Origin of the sequence: Caballeronia humi (genome assembly GCF_001544475.1) — a bacterium.
Lineage (GTDB): Bacteria > Pseudomonadota > Gammaproteobacteria > Burkholderiales > Burkholderiaceae > Caballeronia > Caballeronia humi.
Genome location: NZ_FCNW02000059.1, coordinates 1 through 24,154, shown reverse-complemented (window position 1 = coordinate 24,154; position 24,154 = coordinate 1). Strand labels below are relative to the sequence as shown.

The 24,154-nt window shown below is 59.4% G+C and carries 20 protein-coding genes and 1 pseudogene; 10 read left to right on the top strand and 11 right to left on the bottom strand.

Annotation, left to right across the window (positions count from 1 at the left end; genetic code table 11):
- Positions 1-781 precede the first annotated feature (781 nt).
- A complete protein-coding gene (locus AWB65_RS29880) occupies positions 782-1,768 on the bottom strand; it encodes an IS5 family transposase (protein WP_087670547.1) in 987 nt (328 codons plus the stop codon).
- A 698-nt stretch (positions 1,769-2,466) separates the two neighbouring features.
- Here AWB65_RS29880 and ltrA point away from each other — a divergent pair.
- The 5 genes from ltrA to AWB65_RS29850 all read left to right on the top strand — a co-directional run bounded on the left by ltrA (position 2,467) and on the right by AWB65_RS29850 (position 7,545).
- Positions 2,467-3,777: a group II intron reverse transcriptase/maturase gene (ltrA, locus tag AWB65_RS29870; protein ID WP_235007843.1), complete on the top strand. Its 1,311-nt coding sequence runs from the start codon at positions 2,467-2,469 to the stop codon at positions 3,775-3,777.
- A 783-nt stretch (positions 3,778-4,560) separates the two neighbouring features.
- A complete protein-coding gene (gene tnpA / locus AWB65_RS29865; protein WP_235007842.1) occupies positions 4,561-4,968 on the top strand; it encodes an IS66-like element accessory protein TnpA in 408 nt (135 codons plus the stop codon).
- Complete coding sequence (gene tnpB / locus AWB65_RS29860) at positions 4,965-5,312, top strand: IS66 family insertion sequence element accessory protein TnpB (RefSeq protein ID WP_062093208.1); 348 nt, start codon at positions 4,965-4,967, stop codon at positions 5,310-5,312. Before tnpA ends, tnpB begins: the two co-directional genes overlap by 4 nt.
- Positions 5,313-5,367: 55 nt before the next feature.
- Positions 5,368-6,912: an IS66 family transposase gene (tnpC, locus tag AWB65_RS29855; protein WP_087670546.1), complete on the top strand. Its 1,545-nt coding sequence runs from the start codon at positions 5,368-5,370 to the stop codon at positions 6,910-6,912.
- 12 nt (positions 6,913-6,924) lie between these two features.
- Positions 6,925-7,545 carry a plasmid pRiA4b ORF-3 family protein gene (locus tag AWB65_RS29850; protein WP_087670545.1) on the top strand — a complete coding sequence of 207 codons (621 nt, stop codon included), beginning with the start codon at positions 6,925-6,927 and terminating at the stop codon, positions 7,543-7,545.
- Between the two features lie 831 nt (positions 7,546-8,376).
- Here AWB65_RS29850 and AWB65_RS36475 read toward each other — a convergent pair.
- From AWB65_RS36475 to garL, 3 genes are all read right to left on the bottom strand, one after another.
- Entirely contained in the window at positions 8,377-8,550 is a 174-nt protein-coding gene (locus AWB65_RS36475) for a hypothetical protein (RefSeq protein ID WP_159907856.1), read from the bottom strand.
- Between the two features lie 186 nt (positions 8,551-8,736).
- On the bottom strand, positions 8,737-9,630 hold the full coding sequence (locus tag AWB65_RS29845; RefSeq protein WP_062644075.1) for a 2-hydroxy-3-oxopropionate reductase: 894 nt from the start codon (positions 9,628-9,630) through the stop codon (positions 8,737-8,739).
- Between the two features lie 42 nt (positions 9,631-9,672).
- Positions 9,673-10,458 carry a 2-dehydro-3-deoxyglucarate aldolase gene (gene garL, locus AWB65_RS29840; protein ID WP_087670544.1) on the bottom strand — a complete coding sequence of 262 codons (786 nt, stop codon included), beginning with the start codon at positions 10,456-10,458 and terminating at the stop codon, positions 9,673-9,675.
- A 379-nt stretch (positions 10,459-10,837) separates the two neighbouring features.
- Between garL and AWB65_RS29835 the strand changes: the two genes are divergently transcribed.
- Both AWB65_RS29835 and AWB65_RS29830 read left to right on the top strand, forming a co-directional pair.
- A complete protein-coding gene (locus AWB65_RS29835; RefSeq protein ID WP_087670543.1) occupies positions 10,838-11,674 on the top strand; it encodes an NAD-dependent epimerase/dehydratase family protein in 837 nt (278 codons plus the stop codon).
- 29 nt (positions 11,675-11,703) lie between these two features.
- Positions 11,704-12,996 carry an MFS transporter gene (locus AWB65_RS29830; protein ID WP_087670542.1) on the top strand — a complete coding sequence of 431 codons (1,293 nt, stop codon included), beginning with the start codon at positions 11,704-11,706 and terminating at the stop codon, positions 12,994-12,996.
- Positions 12,997-13,234: 238 nt separating this feature from the next.
- Here the strand turns inward: AWB65_RS29830 and AWB65_RS29825 are convergent, their stop codons facing one another.
- Positions 13,235-14,191 carry an IS5-like element ISBhu1 family transposase gene (locus tag AWB65_RS29825; RefSeq protein ID WP_076611835.1) on the bottom strand — a complete coding sequence of 319 codons (957 nt, stop codon included), beginning with the start codon at positions 14,189-14,191 and terminating at the stop codon, positions 13,235-13,237.
- A 133-nt stretch (positions 14,192-14,324) separates the two neighbouring features.
- Here AWB65_RS29825 and garD point away from each other — a divergent pair, with 133 nt between their 5' ends.
- Positions 14,325-15,911: a galactarate dehydratase gene (garD, locus tag AWB65_RS29820; protein WP_087670541.1), complete on the top strand. Its 1,587-nt coding sequence runs from the start codon at positions 14,325-14,327 to the stop codon at positions 15,909-15,911.
- 48 nt (positions 15,912-15,959) lie between these two features.
- On the opposite strand, the gene AWB65_RS29815 is transcribed toward garD, so the two are convergent.
- From AWB65_RS29815 to relB, 5 genes and pseudogenes are all read right to left on the bottom strand, one after another.
- Positions 15,960-17,504 carry a CYTH and CHAD domain-containing protein gene (locus AWB65_RS29815; RefSeq protein ID WP_087670540.1) on the bottom strand — a complete coding sequence of 515 codons (1,545 nt, stop codon included), beginning with the start codon at positions 17,502-17,504 and terminating at the stop codon, positions 15,960-15,962.
- Between the two features lie 150 nt (positions 17,505-17,654).
- The gene (locus tag AWB65_RS29810; RefSeq protein WP_374729771.1) at positions 17,655-18,356 is read right to left on the bottom strand and encodes an AraC family transcriptional regulator; all 702 of its coding nucleotides are present in this window, start codon (positions 18,354-18,356) and stop codon (positions 17,655-17,657) included.
- A pseudogene (locus tag AWB65_RS37935) lies at positions 18,278-18,490 on the bottom strand (hypothetical protein); the annotation flags it as partial. The gene AWB65_RS29810 and the pseudogene AWB65_RS37935, both read right to left, overlap by 79 nt.
- 694 nt (positions 18,491-19,184) lie before the next feature.
- Positions 19,185-19,478, bottom strand: coding sequence for a type II toxin-antitoxin system RelE/ParE family toxin (locus AWB65_RS29805; protein WP_087670538.1), 294 nt, complete (start codon positions 19,476-19,478; stop codon positions 19,185-19,187).
- Positions 19,475-19,942, bottom strand: a complete 468-nt coding sequence (gene relB / locus AWB65_RS29800; protein WP_087670554.1) for a type II toxin-antitoxin system RelB family antitoxin — start codon at positions 19,940-19,942, stop codon at positions 19,475-19,477. Before relB ends, AWB65_RS29805 begins: the two co-directional genes overlap by 4 nt.
- A 628-nt stretch (positions 19,943-20,570) precedes the next feature.
- Here relB and AWB65_RS37185 point away from each other — a divergent pair.
- Both AWB65_RS37185 and AWB65_RS37180 read left to right on the top strand, forming a co-directional pair.
- Positions 20,571-21,851: a sensor histidine kinase gene (locus tag AWB65_RS37185; protein ID WP_235007841.1), complete on the top strand. Its 1,281-nt coding sequence runs from the start codon at positions 20,571-20,573 to the stop codon at positions 21,849-21,851.
- Positions 21,852-21,863: 12 nt separating this feature from the next.
- Entirely contained in the window at positions 21,864-22,592 is a 729-nt protein-coding gene (locus tag AWB65_RS37180) for a hybrid sensor histidine kinase/response regulator (RefSeq protein ID WP_268808269.1), read from the top strand.
- 529 nt (positions 22,593-23,121) lie between these two features.
- On the opposite strand, the gene AWB65_RS37930 is transcribed toward AWB65_RS37180, so the two are convergent.
- Positions 23,122-23,475: a TniB family NTP-binding protein gene (locus AWB65_RS37930; RefSeq protein ID WP_235007840.1), complete on the bottom strand. Its 354-nt coding sequence runs from the start codon at positions 23,473-23,475 to the stop codon at positions 23,122-23,124.
- Positions 23,476-24,154 lie beyond the last annotated feature (679 nt).

Sequence of the window (24,154 nt, the reverse complement as noted above, 5' to 3'; positions counted from 1 at the left end):
ATGTCGGATCGCACAACGCTGATCGTTTGGTCAACCGTTAGTTAGTCGTCTGCAACTTAACGTCCGCATTCGCTCGTGAGTCGCCGAGCACGTGCCCAAGGCTCTCTGTCGATCCCGACGCAAAGGGCCGCGGGGAGCGCCATTTAGTTGCAATATAGGACTCGCGCGGCGACTAATCAAACGGCAATTGGCGCGAGAGCGACTTAAATCTATAGGGCCAGGCAAGGTAATACGCTAGGGATTAGGCAATATGATGGTCTTTCGACCGGTCTTGACTGTTGACGACGTACAAGAGGTCATTTCCGAGGGCGCATCCCGACCGGGAGCACTCCGGAGATCATTTGTTATCTATGTCCTTACGGGCGTATTCAAAGCGCGGCGTATCGCGCCTGGTGAGTAGCTTCTTCACTAGCGTGTCGCACCGATCGAGCTAGCGATGAAAACGTTCACTGCATCTGATCGCCAAAGCTGTCCATCGATGTTATCGCAGCGTTAGCCGGTCCTCACATCGCGTATATCCTCGTCGAGAATCGGTCACGGTTCGACGCTTAGCCGAGAGCAGATGAGATGGATGCAATTAGGTGATGGCGAATCCGTTGGTCAGCAGGTGGCAGGCGCATCCGCCATCATCCCTAGGGAAGCGCTGATCAAAAGCCTTTGTGTGTGGGATAGGCTCTCGATCTAATCATCTAATTTTGCGATGCGAATATAAGTGCGTGTCGAGCAGGATTTTTTCCAGAAAGGGCCTGGCTTGATCCCTCTCCCGATGCGCTTTGCGCGCTCAGGACGGACTACTCCCACGACAGCTCAACAACGATTTTTTGGCGAGCACCAAATTTGCCAGAGCAAACAGGCTCAACAACTGCGCCGTGTTCTTCGCCAGACCTTTGTAGCGTACCTTGCGATGACCAAAAAGATTCTTGATCACATGGAAAGGATGCTCGACCCGCGCCCGGATCTGGGCCTTGGTTCGCTCCGCAGCAATCAGCAGATCCTTCAATGCGCCTTCGCGCATCGCCTTGATCTTGCCGCGCTTGATGGCAACGTGCCACTTTACGGCAGCGCCTTGCATTTCCTCTCGCTTGTGCACCCCTGCATAGCCCGCATCGCCGAATGCCAGCTGCTCATGACCATGCAGCAGGGCATGCGCCTGCGATACATCCGATTCATTGGCCGCCGTCCCCACCACGCTATGCACTAGCCCAGAGTCGGCATCCACGCCTATGTGGGCCTTCATACCAAAGTGCCACTCATTACCTTTCTTGGTCTGATGCATCTCTGGGTCGCGCTGCTTCTCGGCGTTCTTGGTCGACGACGGCGCTTCAATGATCGTCGCATCCACCAGTGTGCCTTCCTTCATCATCAAGCCGCGTTCGCACAGCGAGATCCCGATCTCGTCGAACAGTCGGCGCGTCAGATCATGCTTGAGCAGCAGGCGGCGGAACTTCAGCAAGGTAGTCGCATCCGGCACATTCTCAACCGCCAGATTAATCCCGACAAAGGCGCGCATCGCGATGCTGTCGTACAGCGCGTCTTCCAGTCCTTCGTCCGACAGCCCATACCACTGCTGCAGGAAGTAAATGCGCAACATGCGCTCCAGCCCGATCGGCGGCCGCCCCCGCGCGCCCTTGGGATAGTACGGTTCGAGTGCTGCCAGCAGACGCACCCAAGGCACGACGCTGTCCATCTCGGTCAAAAAGCGCTGTCGACGCGTCACGCGCTTCTTGCCGGCGCATTCCGCTTCCGCAAAACTAATCTGTCGTTTCATTCGCTATGCCAAGTCCGGAGCCTTTCTCTACAACGCCTGCGCCCCGCTCGACGATGACCAGCCAGCCGAATAAATCAGTGGTTCCCTAGTTAGCTTTGTTTTGCAAAATGAAAAGAGTGGGGCGTACAGCGTGCCTCGCTTGAACGACCGTTGAAAGCTAGAACCGGCCGCAGGACATTCGTAGTCGTCACGGACCGGTTTGGGTGTGCGCCGTGAAAAGGTGGCGCTTTCCAGTGGGTGTAAGTCCCACCCGGCAAATGCTCCAGCCGGAAGCAACCGGAGCAGTCGTGGAGGTAACGAAACGGTTGAAGCCTTCGGTGATGCGTGTCACGAATTGGTGGCAGCGCGAGTGTGCAGGCCGTAACGCGAGTGAACGCCGAGCAAACCTCGAAAAGGTCGATGCGCAGGCCGACCCGACAACCCTATCGGGGAAGGCTGATACGGCTGGGTGAATGAGCAGGCTGGACGCCCAGTCGCTGCGCCGGGGTAGTGGCGACAGCATGTACACAAGGAAAGCGTACGCAACACGGGAAGTCCCTCGGCGTGGTCAGGGATGACCAACCGGACGCCCGTGAGGGACAGGCCGGGCGCCTTGGGATGACGGAGAGGCCCGTAGTACCGATGAAGCCGGGTAACGCTGGTGGAGGGAAGGGGCCTCAGTTCAAGACAAACGCAACAAGTAGTGAGGGACCTGGAGATTGGGCAACCTATCAACTCCGATCAGTGTTCAGAAGCTGCAGATGGCGTTACACGCGAAAGCGAAGGCAGAAGCCGGGTATCGCTTCTATGCGCTGTACGACAAGATCTACCGCGAGGATTTGCTGGCGCATGCGTATGCCCAGTGCCGTTCGAACAAGGGCGCGCCGGGTGTCGATCGGCAAGACTTCGCGGAGGTCGAAGCGTATGGGGTGCAGAAGTGGCTCGGCGAACTGGCGCTTGCGCTCAGGCAGGAGAGTTACCGGCCGGACCCTATCAGAAGAGTGTTTATCCCGAAGGCCAATGGCAAGCTGAGGCCACTGGGCATCTCGACCTTGCGAGATCGGGTGTGCATGACAGCAGCGATGCTGGTGCTCGAACCGATCTTCGAAGCGGACCTTCCACAAGAGCAATACGCTTATCGCGCGGGGCGAAACGCCCAGCAAGCGGTGATCGAAGTGGAAGAGCGACTGCATCGAGGGCAAACGGACGTCGTTGACGCCGACCTTGCGGACTACTTCGGAAGTATTCCACACGCCGAATTGATGCTGTCGCTCGCGCGGCGCATCGTTGATCGGCGCGTGCTGCATCTGATCCGGATGTGGCTGGAATGCCCCGTTGAAGAAACCGATAACCGAGGTCGGAGGAAACGCACGACGGAGGCCCGGGATAGCAGACGTGGCATTCCGCAAGGCTCACCCATCTCACCACTGCTGGCGAATATTTATATGCGCCGGTTTGTGCTGGCATGGAAGAAGCTCGGACTTCAGCGCAGTCTTGGTAGTCGAATCGTGACCTACGCGGATGATCTGGTGATCCTGTGCAAGACGGGTAAGGCTGAGGAAGCCTTGCTGCGTCTGCGCGAGATCATGGGGAAGCTGAAGTTGACGGTCAACGAGGAGAAGACACGAATCTGCAAGGTGCCGGAAGGCGAATTCGACTTCCTGGGCTACACGTTTGGGCGGTTGTACTCTGCGACGACAGGGCAGGCCCGTATGGGCATGCGGCCGTCGAAGAAGAGTATTCGGCGTATGGTTGAGAAGATTCATGCGATGACCGCTCTTAAGACAGTGTGGCAAGAGACCACGGAACTGGTGGGCAAGTTGAACCGCACGCTACGCGGCTGGGCGAACTACTTCAATGTAGGCACGGACAGACGCGCGTATCGGGCGCTCGACAACTACACCGCTACGCGGTTGCGTCGGTGGTTACGCAACAAGTACAAGGTTAGACGTCGCAGGGGCGGGACTTATCCATCCCAGCACCTCTACGGGCACTTCGGTCTCGTGCGTCTGACTGGTCCCTGGTTGTGAACCTGCCGTGTACGAAGGCGTGATGTCTTGTCCGAGAGCCGGATGCGGGCGATCTGCATGTCCGGTTCGACGAGCGGGATGTGGAAACGGAGTTAGGGCGAGGTTATTAGGGCACCGCCGAACGAAAGAGGCGGCAACAGACAAACCGAACCTACTGCTACCGCGAGTGGGTAGCCCCACTGCCTCTCAGCAGCGGGGCCCCCGAAGAACCGTGCGTGCGACTTTCGCCGCACACGGCTCGCGCACAGCATGAAACGTCACACTGACGCCGGTCTTGTCAAACCGCACAAGCCCTTCGCACGCGTCACCTCGTCGATTCATCTCATTGCTGAGACGAGGGCGCTGAACCGCAAACAGCCGGTCTCTCACAAGCTGCCCCACGGCGAATCTAAAAAGTGGGCCTGCGACAGCTGCACCACACGGAAGTCTGCACCCTTTCAGGTCGAGGCAAATCTTGAACCTCTATGCAGCCCATTACAGGCCGCCATTCGCTTTCTCCGCGTTCTCATACCCGCTTCGTCAACAGCGCTCCTCACGGTTTGCCTGCCTTGATTGTCGTATTCCGGAATCAAGGCGATGAATCGGGCTTACCACGTTCCCAGTCTTGCCGATTCGATTGTTCCCGAATCTATCCGTTTAGCGCCCGCCTCTTCCTCGGTAGCGATGGTGACGACGTGCACCCAATGTGGAAGGGAGCAACGTAAGCGTCATCTGAAGGCCGCATGTACAGATAGCTGGATAGTGTCCAAAGTAGTCCCCACCAAATAAGTGACGGGGACTACTTTGTCTAAAGATGAGATGCAGATTTCGAATCGCAAGGGCCGACCGAACTACGATCCGGCCTACAAACGACAGGTCGCGATCGCGGCCTGTGAATCCAATGTTTCCGTGGCTAAACTGGCTCAGGCCCATGGACTCAATCCAAATATGGTTTTCAAATGGCGCCGCGAATACCGCGCCGGGTTGCTTAGCAACGGCGGCGCTGAAGCGACAGTGCTACTCCCTGTGACCTTGCCAACGGAGGTAAAAGCGAAGGCATCCACGGCCCCGGCGGTAGCTGCAAATCCTGAGGGGCCTGCGCGTGATGCAGCAAGCATCGAGATCGAGCTCAATGGAGCGCGCGTTCGGCTCACTGGCAGGGTCGACCCCGTTCAATTACGTTTAGTGCTGCGTTGTCTGATGCCCGTATGATCGCACCTCCTTCCGGTACCCGTATTTGGCTGGCCGCTGGCATTACGGACATGCGTCGCGGCATGGACGGCCTCGCTACTCTTGTTCAATCCACTCTGGAACTTGATCCGTTTTCTGGTCACGTTTTCGCTTTTCGTGGACGGCGTGGTGACATCATTAAGATTTTGTGGTGGAGCGGCGACGGCATGAATCTTTATGCGAAGCGTCTTGAGCGCGGCCGTTTTATCTGGCCCCAGGCCGAATCGGGCAGCATTCATCTCTCCGCAGCCCAGCTTTCGATGCTCCTAGAGGGCATTGACTGGCGACGGCCTGAACGGACCTGGCAGCCTACTCGAGCAGCTTAAAAAAAGCCTCTGCGCAAGCGTTCAGAAGCGGCGGGCATGTTTTAAAATAGCAAGCATGCCCGCTAGTTCCCTTCCTGACGACATCGCCGCCCTCAAGCGCATGCTGGCTTCGCGCGACGAGACGATTGCCCAGCTGGTGGCTGAGATTGCACGTCTTAAACGCTGGCAGTACGGTCGTTCATCGGAGCGTATGACTGAGCTGATGGATCAGCTCGAACTGGCCCTTGGAGATTTGCCCGTACAGCAGGTGCTGAGCGTTCCAACTACAGACTTGCCCGTCGAAGGCGAAACGGTCGATTCGAAGGAAACAGACAAGGCCGTTGCTCGTCGCCGCAAACCACGCACGTTTCCCGACCACCTCCCACGTGAGACCCTGGTTCATGCGCCCGCGACTTGTGACTGTCCCGAATGCGGAACCCATATGCGTGCGCTCGGCGAAGACGTTTCCGAGATGCTCGATTATGTGCCGGGTTACTTCAAGGTGACTCGGCACGTGCGTCCCAAACTAGCGTGTGGTCGCTGTTCCAAAGTCGTGCAGGTTGCTGCTCCTTCCCGCCCAATCGCAAGGGGTATGGCCGGGGCGGGTCTGCTGGCTCAAGTAGTGGTTTCCAAATACGCTGACCATACCCCGCTGTATCGACAAGCAAGCATCTATCGTCGTGCAGGCATCGAGCTTGATCGCGCAACGCTGGCTTCTTGGGTGCGCGAAGCAGGTCGCCTCCTTGAACCCCTGGCCGACGCCATAGGTCAGTATGTCCTGCAGGCGCAAAAGATCCATACCGACGATACGCCGGTGCCAGTGTTAGATCCCGGTCGCGGAAAGACACGCACGGCGCGACTATGGACGTATGTGAGAGACGATAGGCCAGCAGGCAACCAGGCGCCGCCAGCGGTCTGGTACCAGTACTCGCCTGACCGCAAAGGCGAAAGGCCCAGAGCACATCTCGAGGGCTATTGCGGAATCCTGCAAGCGGATGCCTATAGCGGGTATTCCGCGCTATATCGCGATGGCCAGATTATCGAAGCCGCTTGCTGGGCCCACGCTCGGCGTAAGTACTATGACTTGTTCGACTTAGACCGCTCTCCGATCGCCGAGGAGGCGCTGCTCCGGATCAGAGCCCTGTACGCAATTGAGAGGGATATCCGCGGACAAATGCCCGCCGTGCGTCAATCGGTTCGCCTGACGCGTGCGATGCCGCTTCTCATAAGCCTGAAGGTCTGGCTGGAACGAACGCTCTTGCAGGTATCGGTGAAGTCCGGCATAGCCAAGGCGATCAAGTACTCGTTGACACATTGGCAGGCGCTGACGCGTTACTGCGAAGATGGGCGCATCGAAGTGGACAACAACACCGCAGAACGCTCAATTCGCCCTCTAGTTCTTGGACGCCGGAATTATCTGTTCGCAGGGTCCGACGGCGGCGGCGAGAGCGCTGCGATAATCTACAGCCTGATCGGAACGGCACGCCTAAACGATGTGGAGCCATTTGCGTATTTGCGTGCTGTCTTCGAACGGATCGCCGATCATCCCATCAACCGCGTCGACGAACTGCTGCCGTGGCGCCTGATGCCCGTTGAACAGGCCACACAGCTCGCAGCTTAACGGACCATCACGATGGCTCAAGCACGCAAATCAAGCAGTCGCAAACCCACGTTGCGAATGGTCAGCTCTCCAGAGTTCATCTATCAGTTGCGGGTTGAACTACTGGGTCTCAGACCGGCGATTTGGCGGCAGATTCTCGTTCGCGGGTCCGTTGAGCTTTCCAGGCTTCACGTCATCTTGCTCATGACCATGGGGTGGGACGGTGGCCACGTGCATGAGTACGTCATTGGAGACAAAAACTATGGGGAGGTCGATCCGCTCTTCCGACCCGATGTCCCCGACGATCCGCCTGTGTTAGACGAAGCCAAGGCAACCCTCGCGGTGGCACTTGGTGATCGGAAATTGTTCACCTATATCTACGACTTTGGCGACAATTGGCAACATCGCGTCAAAGTCGAAAAGATCTTGCCGCCTGATCCCGACTTACGCTCGCCGATCTGCTTGGCTGGCCGCAACGCCTGTCCGCCCGAAGACGTCGGTGGTGGACCCGGGTATATCGAATTCTTAGAAGCTATAACCGACCCGTCTCATGAATACCATGAGCAACTGCTCGCATGGTGTGGCGGCAGCTTCGATCCCGATGCTTTTGACCTCGCTGCCGTCAACGAACGACTATCGGAATTTGAGTTCTGAACGGTCGGCGCGGCCTCTGCATGACGCTTACGGAGCAACCTGCTACGCACCGTTTGGTCAGGGCCTGACAGCAGCTTTGGCCCATTAGTCGTGACGAGGTTTATCGGCAGTTCACTTAAGTTGCGCATGCGGAAATTGCCTCGCCCCTATACCGCGTCGCTGCTCGCAGTGTCGGTTCCTTGTCACCAAGGTGGACCGTCCATTGGAAGGGTACTTTGTCCCCGGAGCTTCAGACTCGATGGTCTCCCGTCGCGCATGTCCAGGTAGGCAACTGTTGGTCGTACAACAGGTCACGGCTTCAACCTCCAAACTTCGAATGCCAAATGTGACAAGGCAAGAAAGAGCTTTACCATCTACAGCATGCCGCATAGCGCGCGGCTGACGGCGACACGTGTCGCACCCACATCTCGACTCTACCGATTTGAGCCATCGGCCTTATTGACCTGCAACGCAGCATGAGGGCATCGTTGAAAAGCGACAGTCGTCGATTTCGAAAAGCGACAGCTTCTTATGCCAGCCTCACTAGCTAGGCAAGCCCTCGAAAGGCAAATAGACGGCAAAGTGCTTACTTGTATTTCACTCGAATCCAGTCTTGGCGGGAGAACGGGGCGCGCTGCAGCGTGGGGAGCATCAAATCGAAGGCCTCGATCAGCGGGACGACGCTTATGAAGTTCGCAGACGAGCGCTGACAAAGGCGAGTCTAGCCCAGGCGTATGCTTCCGAGCTCACCGAGAGGGATTGCAGCCCGAGTAGGTGCCGAAGTGGTTGAAGTCATCGAGCGCTGTGTGCCCGTGCTCGTTGGAAGGTAGATTACCGGTCTGAAGAATATCTTTAGAAGAATCGCGTTGCGGTGACTCGCGCGAGCACGCTCAGGTCGGCCCTCGTTTCGGCATCGACGATCAGCGCTTGCACCGCGCCGTCGGCCGACGCGGCCGCAGCCATGCGTTCACGCAGCACCGCCCGATCGCCGCGAAGGGCATCGACGGAAAGCCGCTCGGTGCGCAAGCCCTCTGCCCAAGCGTGCTCAACTCTTTTCCTCCTAAAACAACGGACGCCAGTATCACGGAAGGCGGGACGGACTATCTATATTGGTGTTTTCGCAAGTGCCGCGCTGCCAGGGGCTGTGTGGGTCGCAGAAGTACACGCTCACGCCAGTGGCGGCGGCGAGTTCTTGATGCCGCGCGTATTTGCTTATCGGGCAACCTGGCCGATCTCATGGTTTGCCATGATTTCCAGCGCGCGCACCATGGCCGAGTGGTCCCACGCTTTGCCGCCGTGAGCCGCGCAGGCGTTGAACAGCGCCTGGCACGTTGCGGTATTCGGTAGCGAGACGCCGAGCGCCTGCGCCGTCGAAAGCGCGAGATTCAAATCTTTCTGATGCAGCTCGATACGGAATCCGGGGTTGAAGGTGCGCCTCGTCATGCGCTCGCCATGCACTTCGAGAATCCGGGACGACGCAAAGCCGCCCATCAGCGCCTGACGAACCTTCTCCGCATCCACGCCGGCTTTGGATGCCAACAGCAACGCCTCGCCGACTGCCTCGATGGTCGCGGCGACGATCACCTGGTTGGCGACCTTGCAAACTTGTCCGGCGCCGACTTCGCCAATCAGAGATACGTTTTTTCCCATCATGTCGAAGTAGGGCTTCACCGTGTCGAAGCTCGCTTGCGAGCCGCCCACCATGATCGTGAGCGATCCCGCTTTAGCGCCAACTTCGCCTCCCGAAACAGGCGCATCGAGATACTCCGCGCCACGCTCGCGCACGCGGGCGGCGAAATCGCGCGTGGCCATCGGCGAGATCGAACTCATGTCGACCACGATCTGACCGGCGCGCAGGCTCTCGGCCACGCCGTTTTCACCGAACAGCACGCGTTCGACGTCGGGCGTGTCCGGAACCATGATGAAGATGACGTCCGCTTGGGCGGCGACCGCAGCGGCACTGTCTGCCGCGACGACGCCTGCCTGCGTGAGGTCGGCCGGCACGGCACCTTTAGTGAACGCGACGAGTTCGACGCCACCCCTTCGCAGATTCGCCGCCATCGGCGTGCCCATGATCCCAAGTCCGATAAAGCCTGCCTTTTGCATTTGATTCTCCAAACGTTGTGATGTCACGTTGACCACGCGTGCTTACTTCTGCATGAAATGCTTCTGTACGGCTTGTGCGGCGTTCCGAAGGAGGCCCATGTCGGCGCAGACCGCCACCAGCGTGCTCCCCATCGCGAGGTAGCGCTCGGCATCCGCCTGCATGGGCGCGAGAATGCCGCTTGCCTTGCCGGCCGCCTTGACGCGCTCGAAAACATAAGCGATGGCTTCCTGCACTTCGGGGTGGTTTGCATTGCCGATATGCCCGTATGAGGCGGCGAGATCGGAGGGACCGACGAACACGGCATCAACACCATCGACCGCGGTAATCTCATCGATCGCCTCGACTGCAGCACGGCTCTCGATCTGCACGACAACGCAGATGTTGTCGTTCGCAATGTCGAAATAGTTGGCAATGGTTCCGTAGCGATTGCCTCGTTGGCCGACCGATACGCCACGCACGCCCAGCGGCGGGTAACGTGTCGCGGCGACGGCGCGTTCCGCATCAGCGGCGCTGTCTACGAAAGGGATCAGAAAGTTGAAAAAGCCTGCGTCCAGCATGCGCTTGATGACAACGCTGTCATTCGCCGGTGGCCGTACGAAAGGCGCGCTCGGGCTGTCTTTGAGTGCCATGAGCTGCGGGATGAGCGTTAGAACGTCGTTCGGGGCGTGTTCCGCATCCAGCAACAGCCAATCGAAACCGACGACGCCCAGCAATTCCGTCGTGATCGGACTTGCGAGGGAGGCCCATCCCCCAATCAGGCGTTCGCCGTCGCGAACCGACTGGCGAAACGTGTTCGGTAACGGCTGATAAGGGGTCGACGCTGTCATGTCTAGTTTTCCTGAAATCGGGAGTAAATAAAGGTTCGTCAGGTGCTTTTGTCGTCTGACGTCAGAGTACATCGTATGTCTTATGACCGTGGCGGAACAGGGACGTTTACCCGTAACGTATTTGCATACACCTTCAGCCACCAAACCCTCGCCACGCTGCGCTAGCCCCAGTTTTGGCACGCATTACGTGAATAGCTGCGACGGCTCTGCTCGGTGGTGCATTATCTGCGGGTAAGTGCCTAGATGAATCCAAACGCCAATATGAGAAAGTACGTTATCGTACAACTAGCGATCGCTTATTGGCTCGCTCTACCGTCTCGGCTTGACCGCTGAATTCTGCCAGCTTGGCTCAAGCGTTTGGGGCACTTAAAGGACCTTTATGAAGAAGATTGCCCTGAGTGGGGCCGGTGGGCAGCTCGGCTCGGTCGTACGGACCGCGTTGATCGCTCGCGGCACCCCGTTACGCTCAGCCGCTGGCTCAAAGCCCCTTGCTCCTCTGGTGGACGGTGAGGATGTCATGCACGGCGACCTACGCGACCCGGTCGTCGTCGACCGCCTGCTGGACGGTGTCGATGTGTTAATCCACCTTGCAGGTACGAGCGTGGAGCGCCCTCTGCCCGAGATCATCGACAACAACCTTCTCGCGCTGGTCGAAGTGTACGAAGGCGCGCGCAGACAAGGCGTGCGACGCGTGGTGTTCGCCAGCTCGAACCACGCGATCGGCATGTACCCGGTCACTGAACATCTCACCCTCGACTGCGCGTTGCGCCCAGACGGGTTTTATGGCCTGAGCAAAGTGTGGGGCGAAGCATTGGCAAGAATGTATTGGGACAAGCACGGCATCGAAAGTATTTGCGTGCGTATCGGCAGTTGCCTCGATCGTCCGACCGAGCCCAGACACCTGAGCACCTGGTTCGGCCATCGCGACCTGATCCATTTTCTCGACCGTTGTATCGAAGCGGAGGACGTCGGCTTCATGACGGTCTGGGGCGTCTCCGCCAACACACGGAGTTGGTGGGACAACGGCGGGGCCGAACGTTTGGGTTATCAGCCGACACAGAACGCCGAGGTGTACGCCGCGCAAGTGCTGGCAAGGCCGAACCCGCTCGACACTTTGGGCCAACGCTACCAGGGCGGCAGCTTCGTCGGCCTCGATTACTCGCGCGTCGATTCCGGGCCTGATGGCTCGACGGCTCCCGCAGCCCAGCCCATCTGATCATTAAAAGACTTCGAGGAGACACAGCCATGAAAATCAAGGGCATCCGCTGGTGGATGGTCAGCCTGGTCGCGGCCGGGCTCATCATTAATTATCTCGCGCGCAACACGCTTTCGGTAGCGGCGCCGACGCTGATGAAAGACCTCCACATGACCACCGAGCAGTACGCGCACGTCGTGGTGGCGTGGCAACTGTGTTATGCGTTCATGCAACCGGTTGCGGGCTATCTGCTCGACACGGTCGGCACCAAGATTGGTTTTGCGGCATTCGCGCTCGCCTGGTCTTTGGCCTGCGCGGCGGCGGCATGGTCGACGGACTGGCGCAGTCTTGCGTTCTTTCGCGGCCTTCTCGGCATCGCCGAAGCGGCCGGCATTCCGGCGGGCGTGAAGGCGACCAGCGAGTGGTTCCCGGCCAAGGAGCGTTCGGTGGCGATCGGCTGGTTCAACATCGGCTCGTCCATCGGCGCGCTGCTCGCACCGCCGTTGGTCGTCTGGGCATTGCTGCACGGGCAATGGCAATGGGCGTTTCTGATCGTCGGCGTGCTGGGCATAGCCTGGAGCGCGCTGTGGATGCTGCTGTACAAACATCCGCGTGATCAGAAGCTGCTGAGCGACGCTGAACGCGATTACATTCTCAGCGGGCAGGAGGCCAAGCACAGCAATGTGGGCGCGCCGAAGCGAAAGTGGACTGAAATGCTCGGCAGCCGCAATTTCTGGGCGATCGGCATCCCACGGATACTGTCCGAGCCGGCCTGGCAGACTTTCAATGCGTGGATCCCGCTCTACATGATGACCGAGCGGCACATGAACCTGAAGGAAATCGCGCTGTATGCGTGGATGCCCTTTCTGGCTGCCGACATTGGTTGCGTGCTCGGCGGCTACCTCAGTCCGCTGTTCCATAAGTACGCGAAGGTTTCGCTGTTCACGTCGCGCAAGATGGTCTTCGTCTTCGGTGCACTCTGCATGGTCGGGCCGGCATGCGTCGGCCTGGTAGCCAGCCCTTACGCGGCCGTTGCGCTGCTGTGCGTCGGCGGCTTCGCCCATCAGACCTTGTCAGGGGCGTTATATGCGATTACGTCGGACATGTTCGGCAAGAACGAAGTTGCGACTGCCACGGGCATGGGCGGAATGGCGGGTTACCTGGGAGCTGCGGCGTTCACCGCGCTGTTCGGCGTATTGGTCACGCAGGTCGGTTACAGCCCGCTGTTTGTCGTACTCGCGGTGTTCGATATCATCGCAGCATTTGCGGTGTGTTGGCTGGCGAGAAGCGGCGACCGCATGCTCGAGCCGCAATTGGTGGCAGTGAGTCCTGGGGTCAAGTAAGACGAGGGGTAGGTCCGGCAGCTTAGGATGCCGGCCAGCTTGTCAGGCGGCGTCCACTGGAGCCGCTCCGCTTTTCATAGCGACCGCGGAACTGTTACTTACCGCGTCCTAGCCGGAGGGTGCTTTCGTCAAAAGCATAGGATGACGCATGACCCATGTACTTCACCACCTGCCGCTCAGAGGAGGCGTTGTTGCATAAGTCGAACGTAAGGACAAGATGGCTTCTGCGATCCTGAATTCATGCGATGCGGGTGGACTGCGGGCGTGCGAGCGCCGTCATGCGGTTCAGCACGCCCACGCGGATCGCTACCTCGGTTGCTTGGGAACCGATGCAGCGCGCCCATAGACGAGTGCCTGTGAGCGTCTTGAGTCGATACATCAGGTTCTCGACGAGCGAGCGCCGGTGGTAGCCGCTGCGCTTCTTCCATTCCTGTCGACCGCTTCGCGCAATGGCGTCAATCGCCTCATTGCGCCAGCTCGCGCCAGGCGTGTTCTCAGACCAGGGCATCGCCCCTTCGCGCGGCGGGATCGACGGTTGAGCATCGCGTGCGGCGATCGCCGCGTGGCATTGCTTGGTGTCGTACGCGCCGTCGCCGCCGATGGTATCGATCGGTTCGTCCGCAGAGATCTGATCGAGCAGCTTGGGCAACACGTCGGCATCGGCGACGTCTTGATGCGTCATCAGCGCAGCGCATACCTGACCGGTCTTCGCGTCCAGTCCCAAGTGCACCTTGCGCCAGGTGCGGCGCTTCGAATAGCCGTGCTTGCGCACCTTCCATTCGCCTTCGCCGTAGAGCTTCACGCCGGTGCTATCGACCACCAGATGCAGCGGTTCGCCGCTGCGCAGGGCGGGCAACCTAACTTTCAGGTCTTGCGCGCGGCGACTCAGCGTCGTGTAATTGGGCACCGGCAAGTCCGCGAATGCGAGTTCGCGTAGGCTATGCGCGAAGCCCTGAAGCGCTCGCAACGGAAGGCGGTACACCTGTTTGAGCCCGAGCAGCATCTGAATCACCGCGTCCGAGTAGGCGTAAGGCCGGCCGCGTTTGGGCAACCGCGTCTCAGTCGTTTTCAGTACGCTCTGCTCGATCCACATCGTCACGTCGCCTCTCGCGATCAAGCCCGCGTTGTACTGCGTCCAGTTCCTGACACGGTATTTCCCCTTGGGCTCACGCGTCTTGTGTTCGTCCTTGCGCATCTTCTCGGCAAAAATCGAGAATCTACGCAATTCGACGCAAAGTTAACAGGGGCACCGCCCCCGACCGTTGCGCGTAAACGTCAGGCCGCCGCGCCGCGCCCGGATATATGCAACAACGCCCTCAGAGGATGAAATGACCCAGGCTCCCCTTTACATTCGCGTTCACCTGCAAGACAACGTCGCGATCGTCGTCAACGACGGCGGGCTGCCCGAAGGCGCCACGTTCGCCGACGGCCTGGTGCTGCGCGAGCGCGTGCCGCAGGGGCACAAGGTTGCGCTGAAGGATCTCGCCGAGGGCGATGAAGTCATCCGCTATAACGTGGTGATCGGCTACGCGCTGAAGAACCTGCCGAAGGGAAGCTGGATCAACGAGCACGTGATCCGTATGCCGAGCCCGCCGGGACTCGAAGGCTTGCCGATCGCGACCATCAAGCCGCCCGAGATGCCGCCGCTCGAAGGCTTCACGTTCGAGGGCTATCGCAACGCGGACGGCACGGTCGGCTCGCGCAACATCCTCGCGATCACGACGACCGTGCAATGCGTCGCCGACGTCGTCCAGCACGCGGTCGCGCGCATCAAGGCAGAGCTGTTGCCGCGCTATCCGAACGTCGACGATGTCGTGAGTCTTGGGCACACGTACGGCTGCGGCGTCGCGATCGACGCACCCGACGCGATGGTGCCCATCCGCACCGTGCGCAACATCAGCCTGAATCCGAATTTCGGCGGCGAGGTGATGATGGTGAGCCTCGGCTGCGAGAAGCTGCAACCCGAGCGTCTCATGCCGCCAGGCACGATTCCGATCATGACCACGGCCGTCGACGACGTGGCCGACATCGGCGACATCGGCGCGGATGCGAACGGCGACGTGGTCGTGCTGCAGGACGAGCAACATGTCGGCTTCGAGTCGATGATCGACTCGATCATGCGGATGGCCGAGCGGCATCTCGAGCGGCTGAACAACCGGCGTCGCGAGACGTGTCCAGCCTCCGATCTGGTGATCGGCGTGCAGTGCGGCGGCAGCGATGCGTTTTCCGGGCTGACGGCGAATCCGGCGGTCGGATTCGCAACGGATCTGCTCGTGCGCGCGGGCGCGACCGTGATGTTCTCCGAGGTGACGGAAGTGCGCGATGGCGTCGACCAGTTGACGAGCCGCGCGGCGAATCCGGACGTGGCGGCGGCGATCATCCGCGAGATGCAGTGGTATGACGATTACCTGAAGCGCGGCAGCGCCGATCGCAGCGCGAACACGACGCCGGGCAACAAGAAGGGCGGACTGTCGAACATCGTCGAGAAGGCGATGGGATCGATCATCAAATCGGGCAATTCGGCGATTTCGGGCGTGTTGTCGCCGGGGGAGAAAGTCAGGCGGAAGGGGCTGATTTACGCTGCCACGCCTGCTAGCGACTTTATTTGCGGCACACTGCAGGTGGCGGCGGGGATCAACCTGCATGTATTTACCACCGGTCGCGGCACGCCTTACAGTCTCGCGGAAGTGCCGGTGATCAAGGTCGCGACGCGCTCCGATCTCGCGCGCCGCTGGCACGATCTGATGGACATCAATGCCGGGACGATCGCGACCGGAGAGTCTTCCATCGAAGACGTGGGTTGGGAGTTGTTCAGGCTGATGCTCGAAGTCGCGAGTGGGCGCAAGCAGACTTGTGCGGAGAAGCTCAAGCTGCATAACGCGCTGGTTCTGTTTAATCCGGCGCCGGTGACCTAAGGCAACTAGCAGGGCTTCTCCATTTTGCGCAATGCAGTCCGTTGCACGCTACTGGTTGGGCAACGAAGGCGGGGAGAGCCGTTTGAACTTCTTCCATAGCGCTTTCAATGAATCGTGGTCTTCGGCAGCGCGCGATGCGAAATAGCCGCGTGCAAAGCCGGCACCAGAAGCGGCTTCGGGCTTCGCCGCTGCCAATGACCTGAGTAAGCCATCTGCGACCACGATGTCGTTGCGCCAACCGAGGTCATCCTGAAGCTCGCTCAGCGCACCAATGTAGGGTTTGACCACCCGATTGAGGAACAGCGATGTGAAAAACTCGGTCGCATAGCGGAGTTTCTTCGCGGCAATGCGCGCGCGATGGCGGCTTTCGTCGTCGAGTTTCGCCAGGCCCCTGCCACGCTTGAGCAACTTCTTATGACGGCTCGACAGCGTCGCGTTGGCAAACCTCGAGACCGATTTCTCGGATGCTGCGCGTCCTGCGTCGCTTTGCCCATTGCGCCATCCCATCGACTCAACCCAGAGTGTGAGCCGCAACACGAGCCGGGTGTAGCGCACCGAATCGACCGCAGCGGCCGCTGCTTTGCGATTCTGGACCGCGCGCTCCTTCGCGGCCTGCCGGGTCGCATTCACGTCGTCGCCGTCTCTGGCGGAATCGAACGCCTGATCGAGCGTTGCGCCCGCCAAAACCTCCCAGTCACGTGCGCCGCCAAGCTCACCGGCGATCCATCTAAGCTCTCGGTCGAACTCTGCGGGCGCAACAATTACGTCCGCAAACATATCGAGCGCTGAGCGCAACCGGCGAAGTCCCACCCGCATTTGATGGACGCTGGACGGATCATGTCCCGACACCACGCCTCGCTCGTTACCGTGGACTTGCGCGAGGCAGTTCTTCGCGATGTATTGGAACGCCTCCTCAACTGTGTAACGTTTCTTGAGTTCGAGTGGTTCTGCCCGCACGGGCGCACGGTGCTCTTGCACGAGCAGTTCGTATCCACGATCGCCTTTGCTCATGTAGTCGATGCGAAGGGGCACCTCTTCCAGAAGGGCAAGCGCCAGTTCATAAAGCTGCTCGGGCGCGCCGCTCTTCAGTTCCATCTCCACGCCGTGAATCGACGTCGAGCCAGCCTCGGCCTCGATCACACCGTCATCGACTGCCAGTTCCACTTCCGTGTCCTGCGACAGGCGAAGCACAGCGGTCGAACGTTTGACGCGGGTAACAAACAACGGCTGAAGCTGCGATGCGAGTCCGTCTGTCTGTAAAACCCTGGTGCCGTTTTTTTTCTGGGGAAGCAGCTCTTTCAGCGAGTCGAGGTCTGGCGAGTTGCCGGCCACCGGGCCTTCAAACTCTTCCCGTTCAAAGAACCCTGCCGCGATGGCGCCATCGAGCTTGAGCGTCTGCAGTCGCTTCTCGCCTACAACACGGACACGCAGTGAGGCGCCGTTCTTATGCAGCTGGAAATCCGGCGTATCGAAGTACGTGCTCGTTAACTCGTCCGTGGTCGCCGGATCGACCAGCAAGCGGCTAATAGCGGGGGAGTGCAGGACTTGGCTCGCTTTCCCAACACAGACCAGTAGTTTAAGTTCGCTTTCCATTATTTCTCCGGTGGACCCGCCAAAGGCCGTGTTGAACGGGCCTGACAGCGAGCAAGGACGATAGGAAAGGAGCGAGTATGGCTAACTTGACGACAGTACTGGTGCTGCCAGGTTTATCGCTTCAACCTGTAATTGGTCCCTGTCTCCGGTTTAAAGCCTGCCTGCGTCGTCACGACCGACAGCGACCGTGTCATTCGCCAGTTTCTGCGCCGCGATCTCTACGCGCAAGCGCGCAAGATACTGCAGCGGTGGCTCGCCTAATAGGTGGGTGAAGCGCTGCACGAGCGCAGCAGGCGAGAGGCCCGTTTTTTGCGCGAGCTGCTCAATTGTCCAGCCATGCGCGGGCTTCCCGTGCAATATCGCGAGCGCGAGGCCAACGAAGCGATCGCCTACGCCCGCGAGCCAGCCCTTCCGGTCGGTCGGCAGCGCGTCGATAAACCCCCGTACTGCGGCCACAAATAACAGTTCCGACAGCCGGGCCAGCATAACCGCGCTTCCTGCGCTCCACTCGGCCGCCTCTGCAGCAGCAAGCCCGAGGGTCCATTCGAACCACGGCGAATGTGGATCGTTTCGCAGGTCGGCCTTGAAGATGCACGGCAGCCCCAGAAGTACCGGATTCATAAGGGTATCGTGACAGGCGAAAAAGCCGCAAATCAAACGGGTTTGCGCCGTGCGGCCGCTGTGGCCCAATTTAACCGGTTCGCCCGGCGCGAGGCCCGGGCAAATCGGCAGATTCCCTGCTGACTCTTGCACCGCTTCGCGCGAGCTGCCGATCAGATGCGCTTGACCGCGCGGCACGACAACGAATTCTCCGGCATCGGCCCGGCAGCAGCCGGATCGTCGACGGGGCAAACCCAGCAGCTTCCCTGGATAACAAGGTGATAGGGGACGATGCGTCCCGCGCGCCGCAGAAAAGTGGTGCACTTCGCCCGGCGCATCGGCCAGGCAATACGCCAAGGTGCACAGAAATCGCCGCACAGGTAGACGGCCCCTTCAAGTGGTTACCCGAGCCGATCAATCTCACGAATGCGACTTCCGGTCGCTCAATCGCGGCGCTCTCGTCCGCGAATTTCATATAACACAGAAGCCGCTCGAAACCCGCAAGAGTACAGGAAGATCGCAGCGTGATGGCGTGAAAGGAAAGGCCGTGTGTTTCGACGGTAGGTGTCGAAATGAACTTAATGCGGAACTGGTACTTTCGGTCTCTGTCCTGGGGACGCTATGCCGCTGTTGCTTCCTCAGTCGGACAGTACAAAGCGGCTGAGCGGGGGGAATATGGAGCGCATCGTTACAACTTGGCTACTTTGCGAGAGCATGACGGGGGCGGTAGCCAACCACGTTTCCACCGGGACCGACACGTTCCAAAGAATTGACGGTGAATAGAGTCAGCTACCGATGTCCGCCTCCCACGACAGAATAATTCGCCGCGACCACGCTGACCTCGCCGCGTCCTTTTTACATAAAGGAATAGAACGTCGGAACCGGCGTTCGTTTCTCTTGGAAGAGGACGAACGCAAGCAGCAAATGAGCGAGGACGTGAATCAGGAAAGCATGTGGCTGACGACATTACAGGCGGCGATGGCCAAGCACCGTCTCATAAGCATGCTCGCGCGGTAGATGTCTTACCGCCCCTTCCGCTGACAACGCGAACCGGCGACATCACCCAGGGGCTGCCGCTCGTCATGCCTCCACCCGCCGTCCATAGTTCTGCCTTGCGCCGACGATACGCACAATCTCGATGACGGCCTTTCGCTTCAGGATTCGATACTCCAGCACGTAATTGGGCGCCAACACTATCTCGCGCGTGCCGCGCACGCGACCGATGCGGTAGAGCTCAGGATGATCGGGCAGGGCGTCCGTCTTCTTTTCTATTTCGTCGTCCAGTTCGAGTGCGGCGGCGGGGTTGTCCTCGGCGATGTAGTCAAAGATGTTGTTGCGGTCCTCGCTCGCTCTCACCCGCCATTCAACGATCAAGATTTAGCCCCGCGGGCTGAGATCCGCTTGCGCAATGCGGCCTTCTTGTCGGCCATCTCTTTTTGCACCTGTGCATGCGGGACGTTTGGTCGGGGATCGTCCAACGATTCCTGCACCTGTTCACGGAACCACTTTTCATAGGCGGCCGCGTTCGAGTGCGTCTGCTTCATGGCCTCCGCACGATCCGGTCGGCTCTGTCGATCGACCTCCGCTTCGTCGGGTCGCCATGCCTCTAGCGAAAAACGCCCATTCTGCACGCCGAGGTCACGGATGACTTCGAGCGCCTTAATGGGGTTGCGGAAGGCGCGCGGCCGCCGATTGTTGGATGTGACCAGCACGGCGGTACCGGCGGTGCGGGTTTCCAGCTCGATAAAAAACTGGGCGCCGTCGGCCCGCAAGACAGCATTAAGCACCCCTCCAGCCTGGGCGGCGGCGGTGGCCTGTGACACGTCGAGGGTTTTCATCATGCGCTCATTTGATGAGGATTCCACGACCGATAGTAACATGTGGATCGCATGACTGTCGTTAGTGTCGATATTTCGTCATAACGCCGTCTTGTGTCGTCCGGACACGGTCGAAGGCTGCTGTCGCCTGGCCCTGAGTCGTTCGATTTGCATCAGTCGGAACCGCCGCCGCGCTTGCTTGCTTTTCCACTCGGCGACCGGGTGCTGACAGGAGGAGACCCTCGTAAGGCGTCGCCGAACGGCGGCTGACGGAGTTCATGCGGCCGTCGAAGTCTGGCCCAGCTGCCGACACGGCTTCTTCTCGAGGAAAGCAATGCGTCCGTGATCCCGTAAGCTCCGTGGCGGCACATTCTTTGCTTTCTATGCGGCCCAGTGGTACGCATCATCATTGGACAGAGACTTGCTGCCCGTTGACCTCTCGCAAGGAAGCGAGCCCCGGGCCTTTGCTGATGGACAACCGGGCGAGCGCTTCTTAAATTCCGCCTCCACCTCGCGTGGGACTTTGGTCGCTAGCTCTAGTTAGCGGAAGAGAAGAAAAACGTTCCACGATGTATTTCCTACTGGGACAAGGGCGCTCTTCCCGATGGTCCGATGGCCGATTCGCTCGTAAAACGACGCGGAACCAATAATGATGAAGCCGCAACGCACCAGTTCTTTTCCCGAGCTTGCAGCATATCTGGAGGGAAAGCGGGGCCTCATAACGCGCCGTTGGCTCCGCGCCGTGAGAGCGGACCCGGCCAGTGAGCAGGCAGGCAGGTTAACGACGGGACAACTGGTCGATCACCTCCCGGCGCTATATGAGGAAATCTGTGCCGTTTTGCGCGCTGCCTCTATTCAGTCGACTCTTGCGCAGTTAAGCATTGACGCCAAGAAACACGGCCGTGACCGCTGGATGCGGGGCTACCAGCTCGACGAATTGTTTCGCGAACTCAACCGGTTACAGCGCTGCGTGCAGCAGGCGAGCCGCGAATTTTTTGCGGGGACATCGGCGTCACGTAGCGCGCAGGCCGGCGCTCATCAGCTTATTGAGGAATTATTCAGCGCAACCATTCGCACTGCGATCAGGCAACTGATCGACGAACAGGACGGGAGGATCGCGGCGACTATCGGTGAGCGAGACCTTGCTCTCGCCGCGCAGCAGAAGAGCGAGGAACGGCTTCGAATGGCTGCATCTGCAGCGGGGTTGGGTATTTTCGAGTGGGATGTGCCAACTCGAACAGGTGTTTGGGAAAACAAACTGATGTACGAGATCACGGGCCAACCCGAACCTCAGGGGCCCCTGTCGTGCAAAGCATTTGTCCGTGAACTTGTGCACCGCGACGACGCTCAGGCGCTCATTGAGCACTACATGGAAACGATGCAACACCGGGGCGACTTCCATTCGATTTTCCGCATCGTGCGAATCGCTGATCATGAACCACGCGTGGTCGAGATGTATGGTCGCTTCAGGACAGAACCGGACGGCTCTGTCCGTTCTTTCACCGGTACGCTGGCCGACATCACGCGACGCACGCTCGCTGAAGAGTCGCTTCGGGAGACGGATCGTCGCAAGGATGCGTTTCTGGCAACGTTGGCGCACGAACTTCGAAACCCTCTGGCTCCAATCCGTAATGCGGCGCAGATTCTCAAGCAGATCAGTGCCGATATCCCGCCCGAGGTTGAATGGGCACGCGTGACAGTCGAGCGCCAGTGCGCTCATTTGACCCGCCTGATAGACGATTTGATGGACGTTTCACGCATCAGCAGCGGCAAGATCCGCTTGCAACGCGAAGTATTCGACATCAGGGAGGCCGTGCGGAGCGCTGTCGAAATCAGTGGGCCGATCGCAAACGAGCACCGGGACCAGATCATTGTCAGCCTGCCCGATGAGCCTGTACTGGTGGACGGTGACCGAACGAGGTTGACCTAGGTAGTTTCCAATCTGCTCGATAACGCAATCAAATACTCAGACGGCGGTACCGAGATAACGATTGACGCAGCAGTTCGCGACGGCCTGGTAGAAATTGTTGTGAGCGACCATGGCATTGGCATCCCGCCGTCGCAACTTAGCCGTATGTTCGAGCCCTACGTCCAACTTGCCGCACCAGACGGCCGGTGGCGGTCGGGTCTTGGGATCGGGCTGTCTGTCGTCCGGAACCTAGTTGACATGCATGGGGGCAAAGTCACCGGTGCAAGCGACGGTGTGGGAATGGGAGCGCGGTTCATTGTCACGCTGCCAACGACGCGTGCGGCCGCTACGGAAAATGCTGACCCAACGGAACCGGCAAAACAACCGGTGAGACGACTACGCGTTCTGGTCGTCGATGACAATCACGATGCGGCCGAATCGCTGGCGATGATCTTGCATGAGCACGAAGTCCAATGCGCGTTCGACGGAGAAGCCGCGTTGGCGAAGGCAGAAGAATTTCACCCCGACGTCGTCATTTTGGACATTGGGCTGCCTGGCATCAACGGATACGAGCTCGCCCGGCGGCTACGGGCGCTACCGGTGACCGCCAATGCCGTTTTGGCTGCCCTGAGTGGATTCGGGGCGCCAGAGGACCGCGCCCGATCAAGCGAGGCCGGGTGTGAGCAGCACTTTGTGAAACCGGTCAATCCCCAAACGTTGATCGATTTCTTACGTGATAATGCGACAAAATTGACGCTTTGACAGGGGCGTCAAAGACCACTGCAAAAGCCGGCTTCCTATGTCTCCTCTCCCGTCGCCGTCAGCGTACCTTCGACGTCGGTATTTGTTGAGGTTCACGATTTCCGTCAATGGGTTCAATATTTCCGCTAATAACGGCGGCGGCGCTTGTCAGGTGGTTTCTGGTAGGGGCTGACCAGCTTTAGTAGATGTTCCATATTGGTTGCCTGCCGCATCGTCGACGCACGTACTGTTTCTAACGGCTCGCCGTGTTCGTCGCAGCAGCTCGCGGCGGGATCAACGTACCTCCGTTCTAGCGAGGCGCGGTAACGTCAGCCGGGTCAACACCAGGCAACGGAAGCAGTAGATAAAATGGGTTCGCGGAATCATCCAGTCGGTACGCGTTTGGATGCGCTAGCCGAGCGTGTCGAGCCGTGCGAGATCGGGGAGTGTGTCGAGCACACGGTTGTCAACGGGAGAGAACAGTATCCATCCGGCGTTGTCAGGGATGGCAAGGGCCCGAGCTGATTGGCTACCCACATCCGATCGATGCTTAGCCTATAACGATTGGCAACGCGGCCGAACCAGCTTCCGAAGGCTTCATCCTCGAAGGGCCGAGGGTGATCTGCGTCTTGCCGATGCTTGAATCGCCATGTAGCAACAGGTACGGCATGCGTTCGCGCCGCGGCGTGACAAATAACCGTTCAAGCTGTTCGAGTGCCTGAAAGGCGCGTGGGTAATCAATCCAGCGGTCGCGTAACAGGCATTGAATGCGTGCGTCATCGTTAGTATTTACCAGAGAGGGCGGGGGCCCGTGGCACGAGGCATAGACGGATTTCAGACGCGGAGGTCGCGTGGATCGTCCTGTAACTCGATGAACGGCGACCCTGCGGCGCAGCGTGGCCAACGCTGCGACGCGACTTACGTAGGGAAATATCGAACGATCGTGCTAAGATCACGTCGGTGGCTCGCGTGGGCGCATGCGTGATGACACACATGTCCATGGTCGCTCCTTTACGTACAGGTCGCACGTCTTGCTTCTAGCATCGCAGTGACCTACAACATAGGATGTCTCTCCGATACGAGACATCACCTCCTGTGTGACCCTGCCCGCCGATGAGGCGGGCTTTATTTTGCGGGCATCTGCCAAAACGGTCGACGCACAAAAGTAGCTGAATCGCTGAATCGCACAAAAACTCCCTTCCAATCCCGGCGATGACGCCGACCCAGAACGCCTGGCAGCGGCGAAGACCTGTGCCCGGCTTTGCGACGGCAGCGACACCAAGGCTTGTGCGAACGGGTCGCCTCGTACCACGGCGGTACGGAGGCTTGTGGCTAGTGTCTGTAAGTCCGGTCGTTCGGCGTTGAACATGATACTGGTTTAGCGCTTCATGCCAACCGCCCGGGGCATCGCGGCAGTAATCCCTTGCCGCGTGCGCCAGTAGCCTTCCCATGGATCGGCTGTGAGCGTGCGTTGTCGCTCGATGGCCTGCGCCATTGCCCACTGATTGAGATTGACCCGCCAAAACGGACACCTATCCTTTTAAAAGGGGGTGTCAAAATGGGCAAGCATCGAGCACCGTACC